This window comes from Paenibacillus sp. FSL H7-0940 (genome assembly GCF_037979415.1).
GTDB lineage: Bacteria > Bacillota > Bacilli > Paenibacillales > Paenibacillaceae > Paenibacillus > Paenibacillus amylolyticus.
In genome coordinates, this window is record NZ_CP150280.1 from 3940500 (window position 1) to 3963986 (window position 23487).

Here is a 23487-nt window from a genome sequence, read left to right on the forward strand (position 1 = left end):
TTCATTATCGAAACATAAAGAGAGTATATACGATCTACGCATCGCGTTACCATGTACTTTTGCGACATTTGAGCCGGACTAATGCGACATGGTGCGGAGAAAGGCAATAGCTTCTTGGAAGAAAATAAACCATGCTTCTTGTGCTCAAACCGGAGAACGGGCAATCGGTTTCATGGCAGCGAATCGTGCTTATGTTTAGTGTTGGTTACGGATTAGAGTAATGGGATAAGAGCATAATTCAACTGTTGAAAAGCGCGTAGGATCTAGAACAAAAAAACCCAACAAAATTTGTTAGGTAAAAACCACTTGTATATGTATCTTATTATCCGAAACGCACTATAGATAGGTCTCATTCATTACTACAATTTTATTTTCAATAATGTAATTCTAATGTTTTCAGATCAATTATAAAATTTTGTTGTTTCAGAATATCCAATCCGAGAAGCCCTTTATGTTCTTTAGGTAATATGCCTACATCTATTTCTATATTCCCAATGCTTTTTGTTCCTATTTCAATCCTGTCCATGACTTTGGTGTAGAAAGGAATACTTCCTCCAATCCCGTATGCTTCATATATCGAATCGCCGGTTTCATAGGTCACACCGATTTCCTCTAAAACATCAGGACTAATGATCGTATGTGAGGATCCTGTATCTATAATTACATCATCTATTCTTAATACTCTGCCTCTAAATGTAACGGTGAGTGAAGTTGTAATTAACTGACCATCATAGTTAATTTTCATTCGTATTACGTCTCACTCTCATTAATGGATCTCTGCGAAGATTGATCACAAAGTCTTGATTTGAAGTATGATACACGACGTTACCAGGCTCTACTTGAAAAAACTCTTTATTTACATCTCGTTCTGATATGGTTCGGATTGGTGCAACTTCATCTACTATTTTTTTGTTGTCTTCCTCATGATAATGAATGATAGAAACCAGAACAAATTGGTCAGGGAACAGTTCTCTAACTTCTTGCCATTTCATGTGTTCTACCTCCTGTTATTGAGTTAGTTCTACTTTCTGTAATTTTAACATATCTCCTGATCTCATTTCACCGTATTCATGACATCTGACTTGATCAGATGTGGTTTGCTGGAATAACACACCATAATCCATCTTATACTGTTACTGGCATCAGAGGTCTCCGATGAAAATCCAGTTTCTCTAACTCTCCATTTCAAACCGTGTTTGAAGCTCTTTAACAAATACCTCAATGGGTTCTTTATAGTCGATGGGTTTATACATAGATCTATTATTCCACATATGGCGTTCATCTTTATCACGAAAATCATTATCTTCAACTTCAAGCGTCTTCATCACAAGCATGATTTCATTCATGGTACTTATAACACTTCGACTATCCGTTTTGGTGATCGTGCTCTCGTTACATTTTTCCAAATAATAGTTCACCAGGTGATCAGGAAGCTTCTCAACGGCCAAATAGTCCTCTAAATTCTTTTTAAAGATTCCTGCCAGTTTACTCGCCTGATTTGCTCTAATCCCATTGACCGTTAAGCTTAATCTGGACAAATCATTCATAAAAACATAGTGTTTTCTGCCATACAACGTGAAGAAGTTTACATGCCAACTAAAGAAGGCATTGCTGTCTTGGATGGTTTCCGGTTTGGCATGAAGATCTTTTAATGTGAGTTGGGTTGCTTTGAAAATAATCATGCTCGACTCCTCCTTGCTCCTTAATCTGATTATAAACTACTTCAAGCGAACTATATCCAAATTTGTTTGCAAAATACAGACTTTGTCTTGAGGTCTAATCCTCCATCTCCAATTTTTGACCACCTTACCAGCCTTGGTCTTGAATTCATTTCTTTTACGGTGTTTTTACCTCTCTTCTGCTTAGCTTCCTTAATGCCATGTATTCCTGATCAGACTTCATATAACTTAATATCTTTTCCGCACATGCAACTGAGCTAAGCTCTTCCGTATTTACTTCCAGGTCATATTCATCATAGGAGTAGATGTAGTCGAACTGGGAATGGGCAAGTCCAATCTCGCGATCTCCCCTGCTCTGCTCTCTTCTGGTGAGTTCCTCTTTCGAGCACTGCACACCTACAAACAATATCGGATAATCCGATAGTAAATCATAAAAATCATTAAACCACTTGTCATTGCTGATGACCGTATCCACGATGACATTCAAACCCATTTCCGAAAACAGTTTAATGGTTGCACAGTACATCGAATTGATCGGGTCGAACAGGATATCTGTCATCACATGGTGCTCTACTTCTCTTGTTGGTTTCATATCTGGATATGTAGTATCGATAAACTGATCATAATTATGCAGAAATTGATCTACAGATAGATGGTGAAACGGAATGTCTCCCTGATTTTTCATTTCCATCGCAATGCTCGTCTTCCCCGAACTTGATGTTCCGTTCAAAAATATAATGAGTCCTCGTTCCACATTCATCACCCTTATCTATAAAATTGGAAAACACTGTTCTGCCGAATTACCACTCTCTCCATTCTTCCGTAATATCTTCATCCTCCTGGATGTCTAACCCAGCCAGCCTAGCCGCCTTGTCTATAAAATCAGCCAATTCTTCACGTTCCATCGTCTCAATAAAGTAACCATTGGCCTCATTCATTTCATTAAACCTAAGCACAACTTCTTCTACAGCCTTCATCATGCGCTCAGAATCTTTCGGTTCTTGTAATGCTATTAATTGGTGTAAATATGTATCCAGGGCTTGATCAGACTTGAGTAATCTCTCTTCTGTGAAGAGCTCATCTCCGCCTTCAATCATTCTTTCATTCCATAACTTCGTTGGTTTTTGATGAAACAAGTTTTGTAACGTCATTGGAGTCACCCCTTAAAATTCAATTATATCTATACTTTACCTGTAACCAAAATTATGAACAAGCGTTATCGCCTATTCACTTTCACCCTATTCGCTCCATAGCCTTGTCACGTTCTCTAATTCCATCTCGTCAAATTCTAATCGATAAATGTCCGGTTTCTTGGTTTGATTCATAAAATCCAATCCGTAACTCGAATCAAAGTAATTCATCATCAACGTCATTACATGTCCGTGTGTGCCGATCGCCACTTTTTTACCCTTGTATTCTTCTAAAATCTGTTTCAACACGCCCACTGCTCTATTCTGGCAAACCGTGTTCGACTCGCCTCCTGGCAATGCATAATCCGGGTCATCAAACATCTTCTTCGAAGCAGGCTCGAACTCTTCATCCGCAATCATATTATCTGAAAAATGTCTTTCCCGCAGATCCTCCATGATCTGAATATCTAATTCTAACGCTGCTGCAGCACCCTCTAAGGTCAGAATAGCCCTGGCATAAGGACTTGAGACAATGGAATGTATTCCTTCATTCGTTAATATTTCCGTTATTCGTTCTGTATTCATCTTGCCCTCCAGAGTAAGCCCCCTCGTTCTTTCCGTTCCTTCCGTATACGGTGACTCCCCATGCCTTACCATATAAACGATGGTCTTCATAGGACCCTCCTTGAATTTCTTCTATCAAAATTTACTGCCCTCTTTAATCTATTTCACTTCTTTATCAAGACTAACGTCAAATGTTGAAGTTATCGATTTTTGTCTAAAATCATTGGGTATCACTTTAATCTCCACGTTTAGATGTATAGATTCAGGCAGATTCATTTCAGTTATATTCTCATAACCAATGAAGTAATAATGCTTTTCGTCCAGTTCTATCAAACCTCCACCTGTTGAGCCAGAAGTTGAAATCAAATGTCCGTCACGATAAAGCTCACAAGCAATATTATATTCCTCCAAACTAAACCCTTTCACTTCATATCCAATCTTGATTTGATTTTCCGTGTAATCAGCATTTCGTAAACTGATCGCACCACCATCCACCATTTGGGTCTGAATTGCAATATTTGCTTCGGGCATCTCCGGTTTCTTTAATAGATAGCCTACTTTTAGGTACCATATAACTCCTAATACAACTACAGCAAGTACAATTATAGCAATAATAATCTTCTTCTCTTTTTTATCCATAATCCATACTCCTTACATCGGAACACTCTTATAGTTTTTTCCAAACCTGTATTTCAAATAATACATAATCCCTGCTCAATCAACATCCGAGAACTGTCTTGGAACATCCACCCCATTATCCTAGAAATACATTGTTAATTCTGTCTCGATCATAATCTAAAATCCAATCGTTATATTCTGTATAGATATCCGTTAGTGCTTGTCTTGATGCTGAAATAACATCGCAACCTCTATCATCATAGATATGAAATATCGTTTTCTGACTTATATTAATGATGTACACCCTATGATAAATCTTTGGCTTAATTCCAACATCATGATTACATATAGCTTTGATTAACTGATTATATTTCAAGTCCTCAACTCTACATTTAGTCCAGTACCTATACATGTTGTTCCTTGGGTCTAGGATGTCATCCGGTTCACAATCCAAACCTGGAAATATCTCAAGTCTTAAGGCTCTAATCGGCCCTTTCTTCTTGATATATTTTCTGTACAGGTTCAATTTCTTCACTTTGTGTTTAGCCTTATCTGCAAAATAAGCTTGAGTTATTAATAGGATTTCATCTTCTTGATCATGAAGAGCCTTAAATAGTTCAACTGATCGATGATACACTTGTTCCATGTAATGCTCCGTATTCGTTCCAAACATCAGAAGATTACCAAGTTCGAATCGTATTGCAACATCCCAATTATAAAAAAGAGGCGGTTCTAAGGTCAGGTTTGGAAAATGCTCTGCGAGATACGTCTTCAGGTCCATTCTGTGGCCTCCAAATTCACTTTAAAGATGAGCGCCAGCTTAAAGAAGGTATCCGTCTCTTCAAAGGTTTGCGGTTTGATATTCAGATCTTTTAATATTAATTGGGTTACTTCCCCCCCCCAACGCCTTTTCAGAAAAATTAACCCCAGAACATTCCGTTATGACCTTCGTCCACGATCTTGAGCTGTGTTTCAAAATCTTCGTTCGGATCGATATCATCGATGTAATGCCACTTTCCTTTACTGTCCTGCCAATACACTTTCCATACCTTCTCATCCATTCTGAATTGTGCTACCGGCAATTGTACCCATTTATCGCTTTGAAAGGCTTGTCTTTCTTCAATCAATGTCACATGGTTACCTCTGATTTTATAACTAATCTTCATCTGACTTTTCACATGCTCGGGTACAGCATTCTCGGTGTAATGGTCCATAATCTTCTGAATCCGCTTCTTCGTAAAATCATCCATGCTCTCGAACTCCCCTGCCTTGATCTGTTTTGCTTTGATTATATCATGTTGTTTGGCTTGTGAAAGGTAAAACGGGACGCGGCTTGTGCAATGGCAAGCCGCGTAAGGGTGAGGTGCTGCTCCCAACGGGGCAGCACCTCTTGGATTTGCACCACGTACATTAGCGCGGTGCTCATGCCGCCATCAGAACCACATTTCCGTAATGGCAACACTTCGTGCATCATGATAGTTGCCGTGATACAGGCAAAAAAGCGCCGCGACTTCATCGTCGTAGCGCTCTATTTCTTTATGATGACGCAGACATTTCTATTCATACAATATCAGAACCTGAAATCTACTTACAAGGGTTAAAGTATACTCTTCAATAACATAGTATGAACTAAATATATTTTATAGTTGAGAGCTAAACGGCTGTCTTCTCATTTGAGTCTGTCGTATAACGTTCCTGTATTCACGACTCAGCATATGCTGAGTGTCTGGCGAATACCTGTATAGCTCTTGTTTCTTTCGTTGTTACCCAAACAGTTGCTATAGTTCCGATTCCACTAATTATGCCTCCCAGGTAACTTCCTAAGAATTCTTCCCCACTCTCCATTAGAAAGTGAAGAATAAATCTCATTTCTAAAAATCAAATGTACTATTAAAAATGGAAGTAAAGCTATGATTAACAAGGACATCCAGAGTATATTTATATATTTCTTCTTCCCATCATCTTTCATTTATCTTCTCCTTTGTATTCAATACACTCTTTTATATGAGGTTTTGGATAACGCTTCTGTATCCATGACGCCCCATCGACTAAAGGCGACTAAGTCGCCGGGCGCGATGCCCTTAGTCGGTGCGGATGTGTCCGCTTGTTCCACTTCTCTGTCGATTGCTTCCAGCGGACCGAGGGCCATAAGGCCCGATGCGTGGATATGATGTTATCGAATGTCCCCAGACTTCACGAATAACTTATAAGTCTATATCTTTGCAGCTACAATAGGGACCCACAACTTAATCATATTATTTATAAAGCTATATATGTCGTATAATGCATAGATTATTAAAATTATAAAGAAAATTACACAAGCATATACAATGGTAAATGCAATAAATCTTTGTAATAAAGCAAATAGTTCTTTTAAAAATGGTGGCTTACTATTTAAATAATAAGTTTTTCTTTTATATAGAAAAGTAATTCTTGGTATTATTTCCGTTCTTAATTTTCGTTTTATCCATGCCAAGTTATATTTCAACCTAATTCCAAGAATTCTATAATCTAAAAACTTATCAATGTTTAAAATGAAATAATTCGTTTTATACAAAGTTTCACTTCTATATGTCTTATTAGTCACAACTGATTGATTTCTTTTCAACTCAATAATACTTAGTTCGAAGAATTCCCAATCCAACAAATAGTTAATATCGTCGTTAACATGACTGAAGAAAATTAATTCACTAAAACCTGCATTTAGATCAACAATTTCAAAGTCTATTCTCTTCATTCGAGTTTTTTCTTTATAAAAAAAAACTCGACCTTTAATTAAATCAATCTTATCTTCCGATAAGTTATTGATCTTCACCTTAATTGATCCAACAATTTCGTTAGACCCTTTATTTTTATATGCCTTAATAAAACTAGCATTAACAATATTTCCATCCGTTTCATACTTGCTAGGTTGAAATAAATGTTCATGAACATACTTATTTGATTCTCGATCACTCTTTTTCATTAAGAGCAAGACACTTATTATTAGTACAATTACAAACACGAAACTCCACGCACTTCCCAATAACAAATTACCAGTTTTTATTATGAACTCTTTATTTGTTTTAAGTGCTTTCCATATACCAAAATTAAGCAGAATAACTATGAATAAAAAAAATAGATAAATTCTTTTATTTATATTTTTTAGTAGTTCTAAAATATCTTTCATACTCTTCTCCTTAAAGATTTTCTGAGGATTTTCCGATAACGTTACTGTATCCACGACGTCCCAACAATTTAAGACTGCGCCAGCAGCCGGCCGCGATGTGGATGTGTCCGCTGAATCTACTTCCTTGCGGATTGCTTCTCGCGGACCGAGGAGCCATCAGGCTTCGATGCGTGGATATGATGTTATGTGCTGTTGCAACTTCTTCGAAATTGCTTAATTAAGCATTTCCCTATACTTACTTATGCTACTACCGTCACTGCCTTCATTTCTGATCTGATAAAAATTTTCATCTGCAATTTCCAATGAAACTCTTACAACACCAACTTCGGCAAATTTGCCACCTTTTTCTGTATGAGGAGGCCTTTCTTTCTCATATAATAAAAATACGTTGTAAGTCTTATCAAGTACTTCATCAAGCTGATCCAATTTCTCGTAACCTACTGATATTAATTCATTAACTAGTTCGGATATCGCACTAGAAGTACTCCTTTCTCTATCTTCCATTTTTGTATGTAAATAGGTTGTTAATGTGTCGATATTTATAGATTGATGATAATTCTTTTTTTGCCCAATACTTTCCTCAATTTGCTCAATGTTACTCTCCCTAGACTTATAAAACATTTCAAAATGCTTGTCTGCTACATAAAACAACCCACTTAATGCATAAAAATCCCGCTTCAGTTCTTCTGGAACATCCTTTTCAGTCTTATAGTCCAAATAATGTGAAATATTCGCCCATGCATCCATAGCCATTGTTCTAATTTGAACTTCAAATACAATGTCTTTGATCCCATCGTATCTTGGTCCTGTATATGAATCTTTTATTTTTACAATATAGTGAAGTGACATATACCCAAATTCATATTTTACATTACCATTTATTTTGTCGTCTTCTTCTAAAACAATAAACTCCCGGTGTATGATATCCTTTATCGTAGCAATATCGGATAAAAATAAACAAACTAATCTTATACCGACAATATCCCTTATTTCTAGAATAGAGTTTTTAACTTCTTTCCTTTCAGCCTTTTCCAATAACGAGTCAAAGGTCTTTATTCGTGAATCAATCTTATTTAATTTAATAAGCGACTTCAAAAGCGTATTATTTATGATGTACAATGCTTCGTCTTTCAAGCAGTTAAAATTGTATAACAAACTATCATATTGTTGTTTGAATTGTTCTTCCATATCTTTTCCTCCTATAGTTTTTTCAATTGCACAGGTATCTACGAACCCGAAAGGCTTAAAAGAGCGCAGCGGCTGTGGTTCCGCCACTTAGCCTTGCAGGGTTGTCTGCCTGATTCTACTTCCTCGATATCCTCTGGCAGACCAAGGAGCGACAGCTATGAGGCGAAGATACTTTGTTAGCTGATGTCAGACTTCCCTCTTCGAATCTGCGTTATGAGGTCTTCTTCTCCTAAACTATAAAATTCTAATTCAGCTTCTGAAACATTTAACCCTTCTTTCACTTTCCCATATATTTTTATCAATTCCCTAAGATATCCGGCAGTATATTCCTTATCATTAACCTTAAATATGTTTTCATCTGAAAGGCCTGATATACTAATCATTCTTTCAAGATTATCAGAAAAATAATCCATAACTTCTTTTGTAGTTGCCTTACCGGATAAAATATATTTCATTCTATCAACATCTTTTAATAATAATTGTGCTTCATTAATGTCTATTTGTCTTCCATCAAAATTATATGTACTATTTGCGGGAAGGTACTTTCCATCAATTGTATAGTTATATTTTGCAAGACCTTCCACCTCAAGATACTTGATCAGATTTGGTGGAGAAGCAATTACACTGTTTAAAAATTGCATTATAAACAAATAAAAAAATAATAAATTATGTTCGACAGTATTTTGAATAATTGCTGGTACAGTATTTTCTGAAGGTAAAAGATGTATAGAATCCAAACCTTCAATTCCGATGTTTACTATTAATCCTTTATCTAAAACACATATTACACTCACTTGTTCCATAAAATGTACATCTTTATTAAATTCATACAAATTATCTACCAATGTCTCAAGTGAAGTATCTGATGTAAATGCAAAAATGAAACCAGCTGTAGGAGACATAAATTGGTTAAGAGTATGTTTAGGTAAAATCCTTACACTTTTAACATTATTAATACTCTCAAGAAGAGTTGATTTATTTAATGATGATTTAATTTCGATTGTTGCATATACGCTTTCAATAGGAATAATTTTAGTTGAATCCATATTCATTAAAATTGGACTATTAAAAGCATCATATATAATGAAATCTTGTTGTTTACTTTGTGTACCATTAATATCAATAATACTTCCTTTGGATATTTGATATTTATTAGGGAAGTACCCTCTTAGATAAGTTAATAAGAGTTCTTCACGGCTATTTCCACGTTCTCCTTTATGTTCTATCTTTGAAGTTACATCTTCAAAGTCAATCATCATCTTCTTGGCTGCTGCTTTTAACGAATCTACTATCATATTTTTTCCTCCTAAATATACCCTAGTCTGATTTCAGCTAACGTTCCTTTATTCACGACCCGACGTATGTCGGGTGTCCGGCGAATGCCGGACCAAGGACGAATGTCCGCAGCGTGAATATTATGTTATAGGATGTCAGCAGCTTCTTTGAATTGCTTATCCCTCTTGTAACATTCCCTTTATATCAACTATATTTTTCTTTTAATATTTCTATATATTTGAGTGGAATTTCTGTGATTTTCGAAATATCTGATACTTCAATTCCTAGTTTTATAGCGCTTCTTGCAGTCTTCAAATTATGCTTTACTTTAATGATCCGATCTTTAAGTAATGCGTCTCCAAAATCCAGATAATCATCAGCAATCTCACCATTCAAAAAGAACTCTATATCATAAGTTCCTATGTGCTCTTCTATGTAAAAAATATTAATCGAGCAAAATACTACGGCTTCTGTTGTATTAAAACTATATTTTAGGTATATGGCTCGCTCTTCAATGCTTATAAATTCATCATATAATTTGCCCATGAAAGTATCATGATAATCGCTTTTGTTCTCGTCACGCCACTTCCTATAGGTTTTCCAATAGTTTTCTTTCGTGTTCTTCATCGCACTATGCTTACTGTCCCACTCAAGTAGAATGTCTTTATTCACTCAATCACTTCCCTTAAAAAATCTTGAATAAAATAAGTTTTCTTTATGTGTTTTCTGATTTCCTATAACGTTCCTGTATTCACGACCCGACATATGTCGGGTATCCGGCGAATGCTAAATCAAGGGCGTATGCCCGCAGCGTGAATATTATGTTATGTGATTCCCCCTACTTCACTGATTCAACATTCTGAATCTTTGATGCTGATAACTTTGAGGCTCTAGCATCAATAATTATCGGCCTGATTATTAAGTTATATCTTACCTCTATAGTTTTTGCTAACTCAAATATTCTATCAACTTTCCTAAATTCGTTTTCAAATAAGATAATTATGATAAAATATGCAGTTTCAACTTTCTCCGACAACATATATTGTACTGTTTGTTTTTCAATTCCGTGTTCTAGCTTATTAGAACCTCTCTTTATCTCTAAAATTGTCTTTAATTTATTCCCATATGAGAACTTAAAATCAACAGGTTCTCTACCTGTTTCAGCCTCAGGTGTAATATCTATATTATTACTTTCACAATATAATCTACTTATACTTTCTAATAATTGTTGAGCACTTGTTTCCTTCTTTGGAAGGCCATTCTCATTCCATAATAATTTGTGAGTGCCTTTTAAAGTCAAAGAATGACTAAAGTAATCTATGATTTTTTCAATATGTAAGAAAAAGTCTTTCACATTCATATCTCTTATTATTCCGTTACTGTGTTGTTTTATAATTTCCGTTGGATAAATTGATTGCTTAAGATCATTAAATTCTTTTCTTATATCATTTGGCATTAAATCTTCATATTCAGTAAGATTCATATTAAATGTACCTTGGAAATCAAATGGATTCTGTATAAAATATTTTACATACTCAGAGACCCGCAAAAAATCATAATCTTGAAATAATATTTCAAGATAAAGATCCATATTATCCAAATCAGATAATATATACTCGTCATCTGTTTGTTCTACTTCATAATCTAAATCTGTTGTACTTTTTTCTCTTCCCATATCTTCAATTCTATCTTTTGAATCACACAACAATATATACAAAGCAAATTCATGAATCGGTTTAAGAGTGTGTAAATAATTATCAGAGGTCCAAAGATCTAATTCAATCATAGTCTTTATGCATAGTTCTTCATTTTCTACCCATAGAAACTGTGGAAAAAATGAAGAAAACGCCTCTGGACCAAGATTTCTATAGAAATCCATATGTAAATCTAAATAATCATTTATTGTCTTATTAATCTCAGCTTTTGTTGATTCTTTAATATCACAATAAACCCTAATCATAATTTATTGATTCTCCTTTTTAATATTCAGGGGATTTCACATAACATCTAATTTATGTACTTCGTAAATACCACAGATCCTGCATGATATCCGAACTACGTCTATGATAACCGATGCTGTAGTATTTGCGAAGAAGAATTTGGTGAAAAAGGTAGATTTATAGGAGAACTCACTCTCCCAGATCCAAACGATCCAGCGGGCTCTGAATACGTTGAATATTTTTCATACTCACATGCGTATATCGCTGAGTTGTTCGTGCACTCGTATGACCAAGTAGCTCCTGAATGTAGCGCAAGTCTGTTCCGTTTTCCAGTAAATGTGTAGCGAAGGAGTGCCTTAAGGCATGAATACTAACCTTTTTTACAATACCTGCGCGTTGTCTAGCTTCTTCAAAAACCTTCTGTACGCTGCGCTCGGTAAGATGCCGATCCGAAGATTGTCCCGGGAATAACCAACGATTGGGTCTATACTCCGTAATGTATTCCTGCACAATTTCCCAAGCTAGGTTAGAGAGAAGAGTTCTCCGATCCTTCTGACCTTTTCCCTGCCGTACAATAAGTGTCTGACGCTCAATATCCAGATCGCTGCATTGAAGACGAACGACTTCGCCAACACGAAGACCAGAAGAATACGTAAGAAACAGAATCGTCTTATGCTTTAGATTGGTAACAGATTTGAGCAGTTGAGCAACTTCTTTTTCTGACATGACTTTAGGTAATTTTATCTGCTTTTTGGGACGAATATACTGGATATCTGTAGGATGATGTAGTACATGTTTGCAATAGAAGCGAATTGCGCTGATCGTTTGATTCACGCTTGAATGGGAGATCCCTTGCTCTAGCGAACCTAGCAATAAGTCTGCACATTGGATGCAGTCATATCTGTACTTTCACGAGGAATGCTCTTTAGAAAACGTTCGACCTGATTACAATAGGCTTTGATCGTTTTACGGCTGTATCCTCGTAATGTTAATGCCTTCTGAAGTGACTCTTTACTCCATACATTACTTCCCTTGCTAGTTTTCCATTGCTGTAAATCCTCGCTTTCCACCCACAACTCCGGGGCAATCTGGACATCTTCTGAATCAAATTGATTCATGAACTCCTGTATAGCAGCTGTGGTGTAAGGAATGATCCACACTTTTGGTTTGGATTCCCACCTTCTGCCCTTAATCCGACGAATGCGCTCAATATATGCAGGGTTATACGGGATGTAGATGTGCAGTAATTTAGCGGAACCTTTTGTTATGGTAATCGTCTCTGTGGTAGTAGCATGTTCATTCATAGGAAACTCTCCTTCGATTGGATTGATTATGCTATTGCTATCATTCTGAAAAACAAAAAGGAAGGCCCTTCTTCATCCCCTAGGGAATCAGACGGCCTTCCGATGCTTTCGGAACATATATGCTGTTGTAAAAAGTAGTACGGAGCGCGACTTGTGCAATGACAAGCCGCGTAAGGATGAGGTGCTGCGCCCAATGGGCAGCACCTCATTGAGAAGCACCGCGGTCAATAGCGCGGTGCTCATCAAGTCGGGCATCCCCCGCACATAGCGGTGATGCCTGCCCCAAACGTGCCACGGACCGTAAAGCCGTGGCACATCTTCCTGCTGAATGATGCCAATAGGCCATGCAGCTCGTGTCAGGCCACTGCAACCTACATGGCAGCGGCTTCTTCTCCCAGCGGCAGCGTGTAATACTGCGCCTGCTGCCCTTCATGCTGCTGGTACACAACGACCAGCAGCGTCCGGCCTTTCGCGGCGAGCGGGCTGGCGCCAGCTAGCACACGCTCAAGCCGGAACGGAAGCACATCCAATACGGTGTGCTTCTGCAGTTCCTTTTCGCCGAGACCAAGGTCGGCGAAAGCACGGGCACCCATGACCGTCTGTGCGGTCATGGCCGAGGTCATCGGCAACGCACGCGAAGCGTTGCCGTCCACCATGTCCGCCGCTCCATCCGCGGCGGACCCTGTTGCGTCGCCCAAAGTGAGCGACGCTGCACCCCCGGCTTCGCTGCCGATCACACCCGCCGCATCTGCGGCAGAGTCTTCTCCGGCAGCAACCGAACTTCCCGCAGCGGCACTTGGACCCGTGCCGCTGCTTTCCAGCCATGCCGTGCCTGCGGCGCCGGCAACACGTGGCAGTCGAACGTCTTCCGGACGTTCGGCCAACGTTTTCATATAACCCGCCCACTGGTCTTTTTGAAGCGGATCTTCCCACCAGATTTTGCGCGGTTTGTATTTGTGGCCGAGGAAATAATCCAGCTTCATCAGGCCGAGCACGATATCCATATGCGGCGTGTTCCGCGACTCCAGGAAGCTGTGCAAACGAGTAAACAGATCCTCCAGTTGGTGACCAATCTTCTGCCAACCCTGTCCCTCCCAGTAATCCCCGAATGCTTGGAAGAAATCAAATGGTGAGTTGAATTCCTGCTCCATCAGATACTTCAGCGTATGGTCCATCCGGTGTGCGTTCCAGTATTTCTCCAACACATCCTCCAGCCGCTTCAAGCGCACGATGTCGCTGAACGGCAACACGTCACTACCCAAAATCTCATACGGTGCGTGATCCATGTACGTATAGTTATACTTCTCCGCATCCAGACGCAGACCTGTACCACGCAGCATTTTGAGGAATCCGAGTTGAAGCTCTTCCGGCCCCAGTGCAAACACATCGTTAAACGTTTTGCGGAACGTATTGTAATCTTCCTCGGGCAGTCCGGCGATGAGATCCAGATGCTGATCGATTTTTCCGCTAGCTTTGACCTTGTTGACCGTACGGCTCAGCTTGGTAAAGTTCTGGCGGCGTTTCACCAGTTCATTTGTCGGATCATTCGTAGACTGAACCCCGATCTCGAACCGGAATGTGCCCGGCGGCGCATTCTCTGCCAGATAGTCCAGTACTTCAGGACGCATAATATCCGCCGTAATTTCAAACTGAAACACCGTCCCCTGATGATTCTCGATCAGGAATTTGAACATTTCGAGCGCATAATCCCGTTTGATGTTAAACGTCCGGTCCACAAACTTGATCAGCTTCGCGCCCTTCTCAATCAGGTACAGAATATCCGACTTCGTCCGCTCAATATCGTAATACCGCACGCCGACCTCAATACTGGACAGACAGAACTGACAACTGAACGGACACCCCCGGCTGGTCTCAAAATAAACAACCCGCTTCCCAAGCTCTGGGATATCCTCATCAAATCGATGTGGTGACGGCAGATCGTTCAGATCCGCCTTCGGCCGTCCTGGCATGAGAATGACCTCTTCCCCTTTGCGATACGCCAGTCCATAGACAAAGTGAAACTTCTTGCTTCCTTCCAGCTCCATCAAAAGCTGATGCAGCGTCTCTTCCCCTTCACCCATGACGATAAAATCGACATTGGGAATCCGGTTCATCCAATATTCCGTATCGTAGGATACTTCCGGCCCGCCTAGCAGAATTTTCACGTTCGGCATAACCTTTTTCAGATTATCAATGACCTTGATCGTCTCTTCAATGTTCCAGATGTAACACGAGAACCCAATCACGTCCGCCCCACGCTGGTACAGATCAGATACAATGTTCATCACCGGGTCCTTAATCGTATACTCCGCCAGGTCAATATCAAAATCCTTCTCACTGTACGCCTTCAGACACCGCAACGCCAAAGAGGTATGGATGTACTTTGCATTTAATGTAGAAAGAATAACCTTCATGGTTCACAACCTTTGCCTGGACACCCAGACCATATTTTTTTGATAAAAGGAAAGCTGCACAGCCATCCTGCCCCGGATGCTGTTCATCTAAACCTCTTTTGAACTAGCCATTCCATCTCTCATGGACATATCTAACTTTTGTCTTTCAAAGAGTGGACTTTCTTTTCAAAAAGACATATACACCCCGTCAAACCCGAACCACAACATACAGTATGAAACACACATAATAAAACTACATGCTGTATGCTATAAGGTCAGCCATTTCTAACGCCAATGTCAACCCTTTGAAAGACAATTCGCCACCATTTGTCCACTCTACAGAGACGCGACAACCAACTTCAAAGATTAGAAAGTGAAAATTAACAATTCATACTCAATTCACTCTTACTCTTACTCATTTCATACTCACTCATACTCGTAAAACGCATCATCATCCGTATCCACTTCTTCGCCCGATTGCTTCTGGAAAAACTCCAGGAACGGCAGTCCGTACTTGCGGTACTTGACCTCACCGACCCCTTTGATATCCAGCATGTCACGTTCTGTCTGTGGACATACCACACTCATCTCACGCAGGGTCGCATCATTGAAGATAATGTACGAAGGTACATGCTCTTTCGCCGCCAAGTCGCGCCGAATCAGACGAAGCTGTTCAAATACCGTCTCATTAACCGCAGATGGCATCGCATCGCGTCCGCGGCGTCCACCATAGTTCGTACCTAAAGTCGTTGCCGCTGTCTTGCGGACGACACGCTGCATCACTTCACGCTGGCCTTTGAGCACTTCCACCGCAAGTGGTTGCAGACGCACAACCGGATACTGTCCCTCAGACAGTATCAGATATCCTTCGGATACCATCACGTTGATGATCTCCGATATCTCACGCTCTGTCCGATTACCCATCACGCCGTAGGTTGGCAGAGAGTTGAAGCCGTAATCGAGCACTTTTTTGGCACGTGAGCCTTTGAGCACTGAAGCGACCAGCGATACACCATACCGTTCACGCATGCGGTGAATGCAGCTGAATATTTTCTGTGCATCAATCGTCATGTCTACCAACTCGCGGTCGTCCGTACAGGAACTGCAAGTACCGCAAGGTGTATCGTCATGCACCTCACCGAAATAATCCAGTTGCGCACTGCGCAGACAACGCGTCGTGTAACAGTAATCCACCATCTGTTGCAGCTTCCGGTAATCGTTCTGTTTGCGGTCGCCGTCCATCGGATTCTGCTCAATCAGGAACTTCTGGGTGATAATGTCCTGTGCCCCGAATAACAGAATACACTGGCTTGGCTCTCCATCCCGGCCTGCACGTCCGGCTTCCTGCACGTATGCCTCCATATTTTTCGGCATGCTGTTATGAATAACGTAACGCACGTTCGACTTATCAATCCCCATCCCGAACGCATTGGTCGCCACCATCACTCGGATATCATCGTACAAAAAAGCTTCCTGGCTCTGGGACCGTTCATCGTCCGACATCCCGGCATGGTAGCGTCCTGCGGGCAATCCCGCCTGCAACAAACGCTGATGCAGATCGTCCACGTCCTTACGGGTCGCGGCGTATATAATCCCCGGCTCGCTGGCATGCTCGCGCGCGTAATTCAAAACAAAATCCTTCTTGCTCTCGCCGCGCAGCACGCTAAACGCCAGATTATCCCGCCCAAGTCCGGTCACATATGTCTGCGGGTCCTGCAAACGCAGCAACCGCAGAATATCGCCCATGACCTCGGGCGTCGCTGTCGCCGTAAAGGCCGCAACCACCGGCCGCTCCGGCAAACTATCCACAAACGGCGCTACCGCCAGGTAGCTTGTCCGAAAATCATGTCCCCACTGCGATACACAGTGGGCCTCATCCACGGCAACGCAAGAGATCGGCAAATAGCCCATCTCCTCGCGGAACCAATCCAGCTCTAGTCGCTCAGGCGCGACATAGAGCAACTTCAGCTCACCGCGCTGCGCCGCGCGGATGCGATCATTCACTTCTTTGCCGCTCAGTGTACTATTAATATACGCGGCAGCAATTCCGGCGGTCGTCAACGCATCGACCTGGTCCTTCATCAATGAGATCAACGGGGAGACCACAAGTGTCAGACCCGAATATAACAGAGCTGGGATCTGATAACAGATCGACTTACCGCCCCCGGTTGGCATAATACCCAACGTATCTTCACGTTCGAGCAGGCTGGCTACAATCTTTTTCTGTCCCTCACGGAAGTCGGGGTAGCCATAATATTTTTGCAGGAGACCCTGCGCTTCTTCTAATGTAGGTGTTTGCACACTCATGTAAAGACTCCTTACTTATCACCGGCGTTTTTCCACCAGCTTGGTCCGATCCGATTCTGACATCCGAAAGCGGCTCATATCCCGCATCCTTGACAACAAAATGGCGTTCTCATGACTTGTCCGTCAAGCAAACGCCGCTCCCTTTAGTTTAACGGCCCAGCCCGGAATGAGCAACCGCGTTTTACTGTAAAACGTTTGAAGCCCCTTCATCAAAATAAAAACAACCGTCCTGCCCTAGTTGGACAAAACGATTGCATTCATTTCAACATACAATAAGAGCTTAATTAACAACTAGTTTGTATTGTATACGCTCCTAGCCTTTCAATGACTGTATCTCAGGCTCAGTTAGCCACTCAATCATAGAAGCTTCGTCATGCAAATACTTCTTCCGCTCTTCATACAAACGACGTGCTTCCCGATCCTGACTCAAGAACTCCAGCGTATCCATTACTATCTTAACCCCAGATTCATTCATGTTGTATCATCGCCTTTTGCATTCATACGATAATACAATCCTTTCCTCTGCATCAGTTGTTCATGCGTTCCATCCTCGGCAATTCGGCCATGTTCCATCACAAGGATGCGAGAGCACTGACGAGCAACCTCCATGCGATGTGTGACAAGCAATCCTATTCTGCCTTTCATAAAGTTCAGCAAGTGATTCATTACGTTCTGTTCTGTCTGAATATCCAATGATGACGTTGGTTCGTCCAGAATATATAGATCAGATGACCTCGTAAAGAGTCTGGCAAGCGACAGTCGCTGTTGTTGGCCTCCAGATAGATTGGCCCCTTTCTCATGCAACATTGCTGCGTATTGTCCTTCTTGTGCCTCAATATATTTATGCAAACCTGCCTGCTCTGCCGCAAGCTTCACTCTGTCCAATGTAACGTCTGAACTCAGACGGATATTGTCTTCAATCGTTCCTGTGAAAAAAGTTGGTGTCTGCGGCATATACGTCAGTCTGGATTGATTATCCATCTCTATATACTCTGCAACATGTTTATCACCCAGCAATACGCTTCCGTTTGTTGGCTCGATCAGCCCTGTACACACTTGGCACAGTGTAGATTTGCCAGCACCACTGGCGCCAACTACCGCAACCAGTTCACCAGGAACCAGATTAAGCGTAATCTGATCCAGAATCTTCCGACCACTCTCTTCATCGGTTACCGTAACCTGTTGAAGACGTAGCATAGCAACTTCGTACTCTTTATGTGCCCCTTTTTGTGTACTCCCTTGATCTTGGTTACAAATTCCCTGTGCAAGCTCTTCGTGCTTAGTATTGGATGCGTCTGTCTTCTTGTTCTCCGCCAATTTCAACCATGCAGAGATACGTCCAAATGCACCCACGCTGGCTTGCATCTGACTCCACTGGCTGGACAAGCCGAGTACTGGCCACACCACCAGTTCAAACAGCAGACTACTTGCAACAACCATGCCCGGAGACAAAGTTCCCCTAGCCGCTGACAAAGCAATAAGGAACAACGCTGCCAATTGAGCCAAACCAAACACCGCCATCGCCACGTTATCCGACATGCTCAGGGTCATCTGCAACTTGGCCTGAACACGATTCAGTGCTTGCTGTTGTGTCCGAAAACGAGCGAGAAACCACGGTGAAGCATTATACATCTGAATCACCGGTATCCCTTCAACATACTGTTGGATCTGTTCCTGGGACTCGCCTTCCCTGGATTCGACCTCATCGGACAGATGTACAATTCGCTGATCATACAACCTCGCCGTGAACCAGATTGCCCCTGCACTTACCAAGGCGATAACTGCAACCCATGCATCTGCTCTGTACAAGTAACCCAGCGATAGAGCAATGATGAATACAACCGTAACACCCTCTGCAATAGCCTCCACAACTTCTGCACCATGCTTCGTGTCCTCCTTGATGCGAAGCATCACATCCCCGGACTTCTGTCTGCGCACCCAGGAATAGGGCATCCGGTTTAACAGTTTCAACAGATCCATGGACATATCCCGTTGCATTGATTCCTTGAGCCATACCAGCACATAACGATGCATCGCGAGCAATACAATAAATCCTGCCAGAATGGCGATGAAAATCATTGCGGTGGCATTAAGCTGTTCCTGTCCCCCATCATGAATAGCATCCACGAAGAATCCCTGTACAAAGGCTAGTCCCCAATCAAAGACCGCATCTGCTGCGATAAAAATGAACAAGATCGCTACAGCTAATCCATAAGGCTTCATCCAGCGAAAAATAACGGGCCATACCGTTGCCAATGATACAGCTTGTTTTGGGTCATCTGGAACATCACTTTCGTTCATCTGATGATGAGCTTCATTTTCATTATTTTCATTTATCTCATATGCTCCGCTTTTCTCATGACTGCTTTTCATTTCAACGTCATCGGCTGCATCTTCAATCTTGTTACTCATGCTGTTCCTCCACTTCCGTATCCTGCTCCGCAATATAACTTCGATATCCGTTTGGACGATCCAGCAATTCACGATGAGTCCCCGTATCTTCGACGCGTCCCTTCTGAATATATATGACCTGATCTGCCCGTTCTATCAGCGATAATCGATGAGTAATTGCAATAACCGTTGTGCCTTTGTCAGCAGTGATTCGGGCAAAGAGATCATTCAATCGTTGCTCATGCCACGGGTCTTGAGATGACGTCGGTTCATCCAACAATAGAATATCCGGGTTCCTCAGCATCGCTCTGGCTAGACTAATACGCTGAAGCTCACCACCCGACATCGTCCCGCCTTGTGGCTGAAGCTCTGTCCCATAACCGAGCGATTGACGCATAATCGCGTCATGTGCATGCGTCATGTGGGCCGCAACCTTTACTTGATCGGCAGATATCCCTTCTTGTCCAAAAACAATATTCTCTTCCACTGTTCCTGTGAAAATAAAGGCTTGTTGCGGAACATACACCTGATTGACATTCCCTGTCTGAACTTCGTGCATATCCTTTAGTGAATTCTTCTGATTCATGACCTGGATCGAACCAGTAACAGGTCTATCTAATCCAGCTATTAATTTCAATAACGTGGTTTTCCCGCATCCACTTGGCCCTGTGATTACAGTAAGCTTTCCTTGCTTGGCCTCAAAAGAAATATCTGTTAACACTTCTTCTTGCTCCGCATACCTATAAGACACATGCTGCACGCTGATGCCAGCCGGTTTAGATTGTTTTTCAAGCTGGCCTAAATGCGTATCGGACCGTACATATGTATTTGTACCGGTATTAGCAACCGTGTTCTTTCTCTCCAAATCCAGCACCTCAAAGATTCTGGACGCATGAGAAGCCGAACCAATAAAATCATTCCACAACCCAGATAACGATTCAATCGGACGTGTTAACTGACTGCTTGCTACCAGAAAAGCTGCCAGTCCTCCTACATCCATATGTCCATTCAGGACCTGCATGCCGCCTAGATAAAGAATCAAAATCATGCCACCATACGTGGAGACCCGTCCGGCTGCTTCCGAAAGTCGTTGTAACACAGATACAGACATCGTATGTCTGAACACCTGATCCATTCGACCTTTAAATTGATGGTGTACATAACCCGCGAGTCCGTAACTTCGGATCTCAACCGGGGCTTGGATGATTTCAGTCAGTATCTCATCTCTTGACGCTGCGCTGGCATTCAACTGATCATGCTGTCTTTGTAGACGTTTACCAAGTCCTACCGTTACAAGAGGATAGATCAATGTGAATGCAATGATAGCCAACGACAGCGGCAAGTTCACCCAGCTGAAGTAAGCAAAGGCAAGAATCAGCTGAATGATATTTTTGGCGAGTTCAATGCCATGTTGGTTGATCCCCTTCTGTGCTTCCTTGGCTGAAGTCCAGACCCTAGAGGTTAGGTCACCCGTATGATAATGCGCCAGATCACGTGTCTCTGTGTTGCTAAAGGATGAGAGGAGTAGAGACTGCACAGACAATAATGTCTTTTGCTGGAATAACGTCTCGACCCTCGTCATGAATGCGGTTACAATCAATCGTAATACTACAATGCTAACGCCTATGATCAACCCTGAGTAGAGTAACGAAAACTGTGCTTCAGTCGCGCCTTTGACCAGTCTTCGGATCGATTCCAAATAACCGACCTCAATCAGGGAGACCATACATGCGGCGAAAAGTAACAGAATGATGAACATACGGTACTTGCCCGTTAGTGTCCATAATCGAGTTAACATGCCTAACGTTGTATAATTTTTTTTGTCAGCAAACATGGATGCTTTCTCCAATCTTGTCATTAAATTATGTACTTGGTTATGATATCATCGGTGATAAGGAAAAAATGAACATTTATTGCTGTAAGTACTATTAGAAGTAGGGAGATTGATATGCAACACGATCTGCTAGACACACTGGATAAGCTATTCGACTACATAGAAGACCATATTCAAGACAAATTAACGCTGGATCATCTGGCATCTGTGACTCATATATCCAAATTCCACCTGCATCGCATGTTCAAACATGTCAGCGGACAACTGCCTGGAGAATACATTCGTTCACGCAAATTGGCACGCAGCCTGGAGCAATTGGTGAACCTGAATTGGAAAATCATCGATATCAGCGGACATTACGCTTTTGAACATGAACAATCCTACATACGTGCTTTCAAACAAGCCTTCGGCATTACACCCCTGCAGTATCGCAAACAGGGAGCTGGAAACCTTGAATTCACAGCCCGCATGACTTCGTCCATGATCACGACGCTTCCATATGGATATATTTTCAAACCAACGTATGTACGAAAACCGGCTATGAAACTCATTGGGCAACGATCCCACATTCGGTATGCAGACAATGAAGAACACTATGAAGCCAATTCAGCAGGCAACGACTTTTTTGAAAAACACTTTCATTCGATTCCTAACGTGCTGCAACCCAACGTATATATCGGATTTACCAATGAAATTAACGAGGATTACAGTACATATCAGCCGTCTGTAGAGGTCACCAGTCTGGATCATATCCCTGAAGAACTGGACGGAATTGAGGTCCCGGCCAACCAGTATGCCGTATTCAAATTTGTGTGTGATTTCCATCCAAGTCTGATCAATATTGATCATTTGGACAGTGTCTGGACATTTATCGATGAATATTGGCAGAGCCATTCGGGGTACGAGAAGAGTGATCCCTACTATTTTGAAAGAATTGATGGCAGTCTGGCTCAGGACCACTACGGAGAAATGGACATTTATATTCCTGCAAAGCAAATTTCACTGTAAGTTGCAAATGGAGGTTCAACCTTATGGACTCAAATACTCAAGCTAATTCAAGTTCATCTCATACAGATTCTCGCAAACCTTGGATACGTAGACACCCTATTCTCACTACATTTACATTGTTGATTCTTGTACTGTTTGCCGCTGTATTCCTGTATTTCTGGCTCCGTCCTTACTTCTCCACGTTTGACCGTTCTGAGAAAGGAGAATTAAGCTATTCCATGCCTTCACGTAATGGTGACTATACTGCCGAAATTTACGGTGTACCTTACGGTGGTGCGGCAGGCGGCGTTACAATCTGGGTCGATGTTAAGAAGACAAATTCCCCTGAGGACACCACGGTAAAAACGATCTATCGTGCCAAGCACCACGGAAATAACCATCTCGAATGGGAAAGTAAAAACATACTCCGGATTGAAAACTGGAATGAATATACGGATGAGACCATGACCCTCAACATCGATGACGAAATATATGATGGATGGGGCTGGGCATGTAAAAGCTTACTAATGAAGGACCAGTATGTGCGATGCCTAGCACCCGAAAAGTAAAATAACTTAACAGCTAATATGATGGCCTTGAACACTCGACGGCTCATCTTGATGAGTAATCCTCACTGCACCGCATGTCAAAAGTCCCAATGCTCTGTATGCCTTGTGAAAATTTCACCAAATGCTACTTTCATTACAC

23 protein-coding genes are annotated in these 23487 nt (G+C 41.5%); 2 read left to right on the forward strand and 21 right to left on the reverse strand.

The genetic code is table 11. The annotated features are described in order from the left end of the window. Positions 1-373 precede the first annotated feature (373 nt). The 21 genes from MHB71_RS17475 to MHB71_RS17575 all read right to left on the reverse strand — a co-directional run bounded on the left by MHB71_RS17475 (position 374) and on the right by MHB71_RS17575 (position 21792). Entirely contained in the window at positions 374-745 is a 372-nt protein-coding gene (locus tag MHB71_RS17475) for a retropepsin-like aspartic protease (RefSeq protein ID WP_074094074.1), read from the reverse strand. Further along, positions 735-992, reverse strand: a complete 258-nt coding sequence (locus tag MHB71_RS17480; RefSeq protein ID WP_036669338.1) for a hypothetical protein — start codon at positions 990-992, stop codon at positions 735-737. Before MHB71_RS17480 ends, MHB71_RS17475 begins: the two co-directional genes overlap by 11 nt. Positions 993-1172: 180 nt before the next feature. After that, positions 1173-1682 (reverse strand): hypothetical protein, encoded by a 510-nt coding sequence (locus MHB71_RS17485; protein WP_340027103.1) that lies wholly within the window; start codon positions 1680-1682, stop codon positions 1173-1175. Positions 1683-1836: 154 nt separating this feature from the next. Next, positions 1837-2433 carry an AAA family ATPase gene (locus MHB71_RS17490; protein ID WP_340027104.1) on the reverse strand — a complete coding sequence of 199 codons (597 nt, stop codon included), beginning with the start codon at positions 2431-2433 and terminating at the stop codon, positions 1837-1839. A gap of 46 nt (positions 2434-2479) precedes the next feature. After that, on the reverse strand, positions 2480-2830 hold the full coding sequence (locus MHB71_RS17495; RefSeq protein WP_340027105.1) for a hypothetical protein: 351 nt from the start codon (positions 2828-2830) through the stop codon (positions 2480-2482). 87 nt (positions 2831-2917) lie between these two features. Continuing rightward, on the reverse strand, positions 2918-3484 hold the full coding sequence (locus MHB71_RS17500; RefSeq protein ID WP_340027106.1) for a histidine phosphatase family protein: 567 nt from the start codon (positions 3482-3484) through the stop codon (positions 2918-2920). Between the two features lie 48 nt (positions 3485-3532). After that, entirely contained in the window at positions 3533-4012 is a 480-nt protein-coding gene (locus MHB71_RS17505) for a hypothetical protein (RefSeq protein ID WP_036610624.1), read from the reverse strand. 115 nt (positions 4013-4127) lie between these two features. After that, positions 4128-4772, reverse strand: coding sequence for a DUF3885 domain-containing protein (locus MHB71_RS17510; RefSeq protein ID WP_036610627.1), 645 nt, complete (start codon positions 4770-4772; stop codon positions 4128-4130). A 139-nt stretch (positions 4773-4911) separates the two neighbouring features. Next, on the reverse strand, positions 4912-5367 hold the full coding sequence (locus tag MHB71_RS17515) for a DUF3024 domain-containing protein (protein ID WP_340027108.1): 456 nt from the start codon (positions 5365-5367) through the stop codon (positions 4912-4914). Positions 5368-6203: 836 nt separating this feature from the next. Beyond that, on the reverse strand, positions 6204-7160 hold the full coding sequence (locus MHB71_RS17520; RefSeq protein WP_340027109.1) for a hypothetical protein: 957 nt from the start codon (positions 7158-7160) through the stop codon (positions 6204-6206). A gap of 213 nt (positions 7161-7373) precedes the next feature. Beyond that, positions 7374-8348 carry a hypothetical protein gene (locus MHB71_RS17525; protein WP_340027110.1) on the reverse strand — a complete coding sequence of 325 codons (975 nt, stop codon included), beginning with the start codon at positions 8346-8348 and terminating at the stop codon, positions 7374-7376. 176 nt (positions 8349-8524) lie between these two features. Beyond that, positions 8525-9643, reverse strand: a complete 1119-nt coding sequence (locus MHB71_RS17530) for a DUF6602 domain-containing protein (RefSeq protein ID WP_340027112.1) — start codon at positions 9641-9643, stop codon at positions 8525-8527. 184 nt (positions 9644-9827) lie between these two features. Then, entirely contained in the window at positions 9828-10295 is a 468-nt protein-coding gene (locus MHB71_RS17535) for a hypothetical protein (protein ID WP_340027113.1), read from the reverse strand. 166 nt (positions 10296-10461) lie between these two features. After that, entirely contained in the window at positions 10462-11583 is a 1122-nt protein-coding gene (locus MHB71_RS17540) for a hypothetical protein (protein ID WP_340027114.1), read from the reverse strand. 169 nt (positions 11584-11752) lie between these two features. Next, complete coding sequence (locus tag MHB71_RS17545) at positions 11753-12397, reverse strand: tyrosine-type recombinase/integrase (RefSeq protein ID WP_340027115.1); 645 nt, start codon at positions 12395-12397, stop codon at positions 11753-11755. Between the two features lie 32 nt (positions 12398-12429). Beyond that, positions 12430-12867 (reverse strand): phage integrase N-terminal SAM-like domain-containing protein, encoded by a 438-nt coding sequence (locus MHB71_RS17550; RefSeq protein WP_340027116.1) that lies wholly within the window; start codon positions 12865-12867, stop codon positions 12430-12432. 371 nt (positions 12868-13238) lie between these two features. Then, positions 13239-15281: a B12-binding domain-containing radical SAM protein gene (locus MHB71_RS17555; RefSeq protein ID WP_340027117.1), complete on the reverse strand. Its 2043-nt coding sequence runs from the start codon at positions 15279-15281 to the stop codon at positions 13239-13241. A gap of 405 nt (positions 15282-15686) precedes the next feature. Continuing rightward, positions 15687-17567: a DNA helicase RecQ gene (gene recQ / locus MHB71_RS17560; protein ID WP_340027118.1), complete on the reverse strand. Its 1881-nt coding sequence runs from the start codon at positions 17565-17567 to the stop codon at positions 15687-15689. A gap of 313 nt (positions 17568-17880) precedes the next feature. Further along, the gene (locus MHB71_RS17565; RefSeq protein ID WP_340030257.1) at positions 17881-18015 is read right to left on the reverse strand and encodes a hypothetical protein; all 135 of its coding nucleotides are present in this window, start codon (positions 18013-18015) and stop codon (positions 17881-17883) included. A gap of 23 nt (positions 18016-18038) precedes the next feature. Further along, entirely contained in the window at positions 18039-19979 is a 1941-nt protein-coding gene (locus tag MHB71_RS17570; RefSeq protein WP_340027119.1) for an ABC transporter ATP-binding protein, read from the reverse strand. Beyond that, positions 19972-21792 (reverse strand): ABC transporter ATP-binding protein, encoded by a 1821-nt coding sequence (locus MHB71_RS17575; protein WP_340027120.1) that lies wholly within the window; start codon positions 21790-21792, stop codon positions 19972-19974. The genes MHB71_RS17570 and MHB71_RS17575 overlap by 8 nt, the downstream gene beginning before the upstream one ends. A 114-nt stretch (positions 21793-21906) precedes the next feature. On the opposite strand from MHB71_RS17575, the gene MHB71_RS17580 reads away from it, so the two are divergent. Both MHB71_RS17580 and MHB71_RS17585 read left to right on the forward strand, forming a co-directional pair. After that, entirely contained in the window at positions 21907-22800 is an 894-nt protein-coding gene (locus tag MHB71_RS17580) for a helix-turn-helix domain-containing protein (protein WP_339198055.1), read from the forward strand. Between the two features lie 23 nt (positions 22801-22823). Then, positions 22824-23348 (forward strand): DUF5412 family protein, encoded by a 525-nt coding sequence (locus MHB71_RS17585; RefSeq protein WP_340027121.1) that lies wholly within the window; start codon positions 22824-22826, stop codon positions 23346-23348. The last annotated feature ends 139 nt before the right edge of the window (positions 23349-23487 follow it).